10 protein-coding genes are annotated in these 7,239 nt (G+C 67.5%); all 10 read right to left on the bottom strand.

Annotation, left to right across the window (positions count from 1 at the left end; all coding sequences use genetic code 11):
* On the bottom strand, positions 1-747 hold a 747-nt coding region (locus BQ9890_RS14465; protein ID WP_143226475.1), incomplete at its 3' end, for a peptidoglycan recognition protein family protein.
* A gap of 5 nt (positions 748-752) precedes the next feature.
* A complete protein-coding gene (locus BQ9890_RS14460; RefSeq protein ID WP_075893365.1) occupies positions 753-1,253 on the bottom strand; it encodes a hypothetical protein in 501 nt (166 codons plus the stop codon).
* A gap of 13 nt (positions 1,254-1,266) precedes the next feature.
* Complete coding sequence (locus BQ9890_RS14455) at positions 1,267-2,397, bottom strand: hypothetical protein (RefSeq protein WP_078062618.1); 1,131 nt, start codon at positions 2,395-2,397, stop codon at positions 1,267-1,269.
* Positions 2,394-2,843, bottom strand: coding sequence for a hypothetical protein (locus BQ9890_RS15580; protein WP_075893361.1), 450 nt, complete (start codon positions 2,841-2,843; stop codon positions 2,394-2,396). The genes BQ9890_RS14455 and BQ9890_RS15580 overlap by 4 nt, the downstream gene beginning before the upstream one ends.
* Before the next feature lie 9 nt (positions 2,844-2,852).
* On the bottom strand, positions 2,853-4,451 hold the full coding sequence (locus tag BQ9890_RS14445; protein WP_075893359.1) for a hypothetical protein: 1,599 nt from the start codon (positions 4,449-4,451) through the stop codon (positions 2,853-2,855).
* Between the two features lie 2 nt (positions 4,452-4,453).
* Positions 4,454-4,993 carry a hypothetical protein gene (locus BQ9890_RS14440; protein ID WP_075893357.1) on the bottom strand — a complete coding sequence of 180 codons (540 nt, stop codon included), beginning with the start codon at positions 4,991-4,993 and terminating at the stop codon, positions 4,454-4,456.
* Complete coding sequence (locus BQ9890_RS15575; protein ID WP_075893355.1) at positions 4,993-5,415, bottom strand: hypothetical protein; 423 nt, start codon at positions 5,413-5,415, stop codon at positions 4,993-4,995. The genes BQ9890_RS14440 and BQ9890_RS15575 overlap by 1 nt, the downstream gene beginning before the upstream one ends.
* Before the next feature lie 4 nt (positions 5,416-5,419).
* Positions 5,420-5,797, bottom strand: a complete 378-nt coding sequence (locus BQ9890_RS14430; RefSeq protein WP_075893353.1) for a hypothetical protein — start codon at positions 5,795-5,797, stop codon at positions 5,420-5,422.
* Complete coding sequence (locus tag BQ9890_RS14425) at positions 5,794-6,138, bottom strand: hypothetical protein (protein ID WP_075893351.1); 345 nt, start codon at positions 6,136-6,138, stop codon at positions 5,794-5,796. Before BQ9890_RS14425 ends, BQ9890_RS14430 begins: the two co-directional genes overlap by 4 nt.
* Positions 6,139-6,140: 2 nt before the next feature.
* Positions 6,141-7,239: phage major capsid protein (locus BQ9890_RS16015; RefSeq protein WP_075893349.1), on the bottom strand; the 1,099-nt coding region annotated here is incomplete at its 5' end.

The following is a 7,239-nucleotide window of genomic DNA, read 5'->3' as shown; positions in this document are numbered from 1 at the left end:
TGCGTCGGCGAACACCGCGCGGACGGCGTCCTCGGTGGCGGCGCGCACCTGGTCGGGGGTGAGGCCGGTCGCTCCCTGGGCGGTCAGGGCGTCAACGAGGGGGCCGGTGAGGGCGGGGGTGATGCGCTGGGCGAGCGCGTCCACATCCACCGGCTCTGCGGTCTTGCCTGCTGCACGGTCGATGCGCCCCAGGGCGGGCAGGATGCTGTTGTTCAGCGCCCAGTAGAGCTGGTCCAATTTCGCGGCCTGGTCGGGTGTCATGTCGTCCTCCTGTGTGGTGGTGCTGCCGGTGGTTCCGGCGGCGATCTGGTCTGCTCGGGCGGAGAGGGTGCCCAGTATGGGCATCCATCTGCCGGGGCAGGCGGTGGGGAGCCACTGTTGGTGGCCGACGAGGGGGAGGTGTCCCCACTCGCTGCGGATGGCGGCGATGAGCCGAGCCACGGTCTCGACGTCACCGGGGCTCATCTCGGGACGGCACTCGATGCCGATAGAGCGGGGGTTGCCGCGGGGTCCTGCATGCTGTGCTCGGTCGTAGTCGTGGACAAGCTGGGTGATCCTGCCCGACGACGCGACGTAGTGCGCGCTGAGCCCGTAGGAGGGGCGGCACAGGAGGTTGACGACGCCCTGGTGGGTCTGGCCGTCGTCGCCCCAGTGGTGGATGGTGATGGAGTCGGGCGCGCCAGCGGGGCGTCCTGCCAGATAGTTCGGGGACCAGGCCGTGTCCGTGACGGCGCGATTGGGTGCCATGGGGGTCACCACACGAACGCGGCGTCAATGACTGCGCATGACGACGCGTTTCCGCTCGCATTGTCGAGGGTGAGGGTGCCATCGGAGTAGATGCGCAGGGTGAGCGTGCGACCGTAGGCGGGTGATCCACCGGCGACCCAGGAGGCAACGACAAGGTATCGGGTCGCTGTGGGGCAACATGAGGTGGGGAGCGTGCCGAGGCCAGACACGGATGCACCGTTGGCGATCGCGCTGTTGGAGGCGGCATATAGGCTACCGGAGAGGTAGATGACATTTCCGATGCGTCGGACGCGCAGTTCTGTGGCGGAGCCTGCCTTGTTGAGGAGGTTCAGCCATCCCGTGTCCCCGATGAGGTTGTCGGCGGTCTCCTGTGCATGTTCGGCTGTCTCTTGAGCGGTTACCGCTTTGGAGAGTGCTTGCTCGATTCGGGTTTCGATGTTGTTGAGGTTTGCTGCATTGAGGGGCGTCGCGGTGGACGGGTAGTCGGTCCAGTTGGTGCGTGCCATTGGTGAATACCTTTCAGTAGGGGCGTGCAGTGATGTTCATGAGGCCGGTTGTCGTGTCGAAGGCGATGCTGCGGACGAGGAGGCGGCCGGAGTCAGTGCGGATTGTGTCGCGGGGGCGGAGCCAGTAGCAGGAGCGTGCTTCGATGGTCTCGACCTCTCCTCGCATGCTCATGCGGTCGACCAGGGCTATGCCGGGTGGCCAATCTGGGGGGAGAGTCCGCACCCCGCCAAAGCTGGGAGGGCGAAGGCGGAGGTCTTTGGTCACGACGTGGGGCATCGCGCCGCGGGCGACGAAGCGGCGTGTTAGTTGCTGTTCCTTGTCGTCTTCCGTCCAGCGGACGGTGAGGTCGACGGCCGAGGCGTACTCGTCGAGGCTGACGCGCCGGGCTCGCCGGAGCAGGAGCGGGTGGGTGGATTCGGTGGACAGGTCGAGTACCGGAGTCGTGATGTCTTGACGGGCGACCGCGACGAGGCCGCCCTCTGAGGTGGGGGATTGATCGCTGTGGAGCCAGAGGCCTGCGGTGTCGGCGAGCGCCCAGAGGAAGTCAGCGAAGTTGTCCCCTTGGGTGAGGTCCAGAGCGCGTACGCCGTCGAGGAGCTCGGGATCGATGGCGTCGTGCTGATGAATGTCGATGTTCCATAGGCATAGGCACGCGTCGCGGGCGGCAGTCCATATGGCGGCGATGTCGGAGTCATTGGCGGCCACCTCGTAGGAGCGTCCGGGTCTGACGGTGTCGTTCTCGAGGAGGATCTCGTCTGATTCGGCGGTCACGGTGACAGTGCCCGATTCGTCGCTCTCGATGCGGGTGAGGACGACGAGTGCGGTCTGTTCGGTGATCTTGGTTGCGGTTATGGGCCAGTGATAGCCACAGGAGATCCGGAGGCGGGGACGACCCTCGATGTTGCGTGGGTCGATGTTGGCCCATTGGTCCCAGTCGGCGGCTGCCCAGGTGAGGGTGACAGTGGCATAGGGACGTGTGGTTTCGTTGAACTCGATTCGGCACGCGCGCGGATCGGGCATGTCGATCCACTCCCCTTCCCCTCCTTCGGTCTGTTCAGCCACAAGGGATCGCCTTTGAACGTGGGTCAGGTGCTGGACGGGTTCGCTGGTAGCCAGGCGGGAGAGTGCGTCGGAGAGGCTCATTGCTCGGCCACCTCAATGGTCATCTCGATGCGAGCGGGCGAGCCGGGTCGTGGGATGGCGCGGTAGTCGATGGTTCCTGCTGAGATAGTGACGGTGCCGTCCCAGGGGTTGCCTGGGTCGATGAGGGTGACGGCGGCACCAGAGCGGTAGAGATCTTCGATGTAGCGGTAGGTGGCGTAGTCGGGCAGGAGGATGGTGAGGGTGTGGGTGCGGGCGTCCCAGGTGGCAATGTCGACGAGAGCGGTGTCGCCGTTCTTGGTGGGCCGGATGGTGGTGTTGGAGTTTCGGCTCCCGGTCATGCCTGTGACGGCGAGGAGGGCGACGGCGGTACCGTTGCTGCCCATGAGCCAAGCATCACCGTCTGGCAGGGCGGTCGGCGTGATGGGGTAGATGCCATGCTGGGCGGGGTACAGGTCTGGGCTCGGGTAGCGCGCGGAGTAGGTCATGACGGACTTTCAGTCGATGATCGGGACGACTTTGCCGGGGAACCGGACGGTGGGGACAGCGAGACGGCTGTACGCCCAGTTGACCTCGTCCTGGAGGCTGTTCTGGAGCGCCGTCTTGAAGGTGATGGGGTTCCCGTTGGCGGTGCGCTGGGCGGCCGACACTGCCGAGCTGGTGGCGGAGTCGAGATTGAGTGATTGCTTGTAGCCGTCGGTGGCCGCGCGCCCGAGGGTGTCCCAGTTCGTGGCGGTGCGTTGCTTCTCCTCCAGGGGCGCGTCGACGAACGCTTGGAGGAGTGGGGCGGCTTCGGGGCCCAGGCTGCGGATGTAGTCCAGGGCTTCCTGGGAGAGGTTGGAGGATGCGGTGACGAGGTTGGCCTCGAAGGACTCCACGGCTGCGGCTTGGGCTTCGATGGCGGCGTTGTACTCGGAGAGGTTGACCTTCCCGTCCTCGACGTACTGGTCCCAGGCCTCGCCCGCCCCGGTGAGGGAGTCGACCACGCTGGAGTGATAGTCCTCGGTGACCTGGGCGCTGTCGGCGGCCGCGTCCCCGATCCCGGCCAGGGCGTCCTCCATCTGGGCGTTGAGGGCGATGGCGTCCTGAGTGACGCCCGTCTGCTCTTCCAGTTCGCTTCGGAGTTTGCCCAGTGCCTCGACGGCGGGGTCCACGACGGTGACGACCTGGCCGTTGGCAGTGACGTAGGTCTGGGTGGTGGCTTCCGCTGCGGCGACCTTCTGGTCGATGTCGTCGTAGACGCGGGCGAGGGCGTCCATGTCGCCGGTGACGGATCGTGCCATGTCGCTCATGGAGATCCCGTAGGTGTCGGCGGCGTCGCTCCATTCCTCCAGGCGTGTGCGGGGTGCGTCCTGCCAGAACTCGATCCAGGACTTGTCGTCGGTGATCTCGGTGAGGGTGTCGCGGAGGCGGGAGGCCCAGTCGAGGGCGGCGGGGTCGCCGCTTGTTTCGGCCAGTTCGTTGGCCAGGTCGATGACCTTGTTCTTCGTCTCTTCGGCTTCCTCGGCCGAGGCCTGCAGGCTGGAGATGAGGATGCCGATCCCAGCTGCTGCGGCCATGCCCGCGGCAGCTCCTACGGGGCCGAACCCGGCGAGGGCGTTGGCCAGGGTCTCCTGGACGAGGTCGCCGACGTCGTCGAACTCACCGGAGAACGAGGCGGCCGCTTCGCGAGCTGAGTCGCGGGCTTCGTCCTTGAACTCGGAGACGCCTTCGCTGGCTTCCTTCGTGCCGCGCTGGACGTCGTCCCCGATGGACTTCCCGGCGGACTTCGCCCCGGACTTCATGGAGTCGACGGCGTCGGAGAACTTGCGTTCCATCTTCTTCGTCTCGTCCCCGACCTCGTCGGCAGCGTCTGCGACCTTGTCGAGTCCCTTGGCGACGTCCTTCCCCGCGTCCTTGCCCTGGTCGGAGAGTTCGTCAAGGCTGTCGGCGGCCTTGTCCACACTCTTGGTGATGTCGGACCCGGCGTCGGAGCCTGCGGAGGAGAGGTCGTCGAGACTGTCGGCGACCTGGTCGAGGGCCTCCTCGGCATCCTTGGTGCCGCGCAGGAGGTCGCGGACGTCGGAGACCAGGGAGAGCTTGAAGGGCTTGCCCATGGTCACTTCCTTTCGTCGAGGGCGTCGAGGTAGGTCCGCACGATGGTCTGGACCCAGAGGCTGGCGAGGCGGGGGAGGAGCGTGGCGACGGCGGGGCCGATGACGTAGCCAGTCCGGGAGCGGCGGCGCTGACCGGCCATGGTGTCGCGCTTGACGGTGTGGGTGCCCCCGCCCTTGGAGCGGCGGGTGTACTCGTGTCGGTAGTGCTGGTCGGTGCCGTACTCCCACAGCGGCCAGTTCTCGACGGGGACCAGGGCGCGCCCGACTTTGCGTTTGGAGTTCCCGGCGATGAGCTGGGGTGGGTTCCCGGCGGCGATTCGGGCACCGGCGAGGATGATCCTGTCGCTGGTTCGGGTGGCGTGGTCTGCCAGGCCTTGGGTCCATTCGGGGCCCATGATGGCGCGAGTGCGGGCGTTGATGTCCTTTCGGAGGTCCTTGTCGGCGCGCTTCATGGCGAGCACGGCGGCGCGGATCTCGTCGGGTCCATCGACGGCGGAGATGAGGGAGCGCCGTCCTTTCCTCGCCCGCCCCCGCCTGGCCACTACGCGGCCTCGAACTCGGGCGCGCCGTCCATGGGGAAGGTCACCGAGGAGGAGAGGACGGACCCGTCGGCGGTGCCGCCGATCCCTGCGGCGGAGAGGGTGACGGTGATGTTGCACGGGTCGGTGCCGTTCTTGAAGGTGACCGCCATGGTGGCCTTCTTGCCCTGATTGGTCAGCAGGTAGCGCAGGAGGCCCGCCTGGTCGAGGTCCTGGACGAGGGCGAGGGTGGCGGCCCAGGTGGGCTCGGAGTTCTCCTGGATGACCTTCCCGGACACGCTGGTCCAGGAGGAGGCGGAGGTGGAGGGGTCGAACTGGATCTGGCTGATGTGGTCACTGAAGTCGGAGACGGTGCCACCTTGGGGGGCGATGGTGACGGTTGCGGTCTTCAGGCTGAACGGCTTGGCGACGACGATGGAGGCCATGGGGTTACTCGCTTTCGATTCGGAGGGTGAGGGTGACGACGACGCGGTAGCCGTCGTGGGTGTCGGCAAGGGTGCCGCGCTCGGCCTCGCTCCAGGTGAGGTCGGAGTCGGCTTCCAGGGCTTGGATGTAGTCGAGGAGGGCGGAGTCGAGGCGGTCCTCGCCTGCCTCGGGGTCGGGTGAGGGCGGCAGGAGGAGCCAGGTCTCCACGTCCCACCGGAGGATGGTGGCGACGCTGAGTTCCTGCCTGGCGACCTTGGAGGTCCACAGGACGACGGTGGGGGTCTTAGGGAGGGCGTCGAGGGTGCGGGGCGCGCTCATGACGCGCCAGGCCTCGGGCAGGGTCTGGGGGAGGGTGTCGCGCAGGTGCTTGCGGGCGTTCATGCGACCACGGGCTTGCCGCGCTTGGGACGCAGGAGCGCCTTCACGGTCCAATCCATGGGGAACACGGTGACGCCCTCCCCGTAGATGCCGGCCTGGTTGTCAGCGCCGACGATGCCCGCTCGGGCCAGCGCCCGCGCCTGGAGGGCTTGGGCGAGCCTCCAGGCGCTGGGCACGGGCGTCCCTTCGGCGAGCGTGGGGGCGAAGTCCTCGCACTGGGTGCGCGCGGCGTCCAGGTGCGTGGTGAGCGCGTCCTCGCTGAGGTCGACGGACCCGGGCCACAGTTCGACGAGGTCGTCGTCGGTGGGGGTCAGCCAGCCGGTGGGTGCGGGGGTGTCGGCCATGGTCACGCGCCAGCAGCGGAGACGAGGGCGAGGCCACCGGCGTCGTGGACGTTGACGGCGTAGTAGCCGAAGACGCCTTCGTCGACGCCGCCCTTGGCGATGTCGAGTGCCTCGACTCGGATGGGGGCCTCGCCACCGAGCTCGTGGACGGTGACGGCGTCGCGGCAGGAGACCAGGGTCTTGCCGGTGGCGATCTGTGCGGTGGGCTTGATCTTGAACTCGCGGATGGTGCCGTCCTCGAACCCGAGGGCGGCGTTGAGGTAGGCGAGCACGTCGTCCTGGCGGGTGAGGAGGACGTCGCGGTAGAGGTTGGTGGCCATGAACGCGGTGTCGGCGATGGTGTCGGTCTCGGCGAGGATGGCGAGGATGCCGTCGACGATCTGGACGAGGCCTTCGGCCACGCCGCTGGGGACAGCTCCCCGGATGACGGGGGTCGCTTCGGTGACGACCTCGGAGAGGACGGAGGTGTCGGAGACGCGGGCGTAGGACTCGGTCATGGCGCGGAAGTAGGCGTCCCAGAACTCGGTGTCGTTGAAGTCGCGGAACTTGCGGTCGATGTCGTGGGCCCCGGCGATGCGGGCGGCGGAGATCTCCACCTGCTCGGTCTCGATGGTGTTGGAGGGCACGGCGGTCTTGTTGCCTGCCCAGGCGGCCACCTGGGGGCGGGTCTTCCACTTCCAGCCCTTGACGGTGTAGGAGGCCAGGTCGGCGTGGTTGAAGGCGGGGATGAACTGGCGGACGTAGGCCTTGCCCTGCCACAGCTCGCCCACGTACTGGGGCAGCTCGATGCCGAGGATGTTGGCGGGGACGACGTCGGAGAGGGCGGCGAGCATCTTCCGGTCGCCCGTGGCGGCACCGGCGATCATGCGGTAGAGGTCGCGGGCGGTGGTGCCCTTGGAGGCCTTGGCCTTGGTGGCGGCCAGGGCGGTGCGGGGCGCGCGGGCGGTGGAGGCAGTCATGGGTTCTTCCTTGTCTTCCTCGTCCTCGTCGAGGACGTCGGGGTCGTCGGTGTCGGGCTCTTCGGGGTCGGTGGTTGTGGTGGTGGACTCGACGGTGGTGTGGGTGGTGACCTGTTCATCGGTCCAGGGGTCGGTGTAGGTC

This window comes from Actinomyces provencensis, from assembly GCF_900155435.1.
In the GTDB taxonomy this organism is placed as follows: domain Bacteria; phylum Actinomycetota; class Actinomycetes; order Actinomycetales; family Actinomycetaceae; genus Pauljensenia; species Pauljensenia provencensis.
This window is presented reverse-complemented; position numbering and strand designations above follow the sequence as displayed.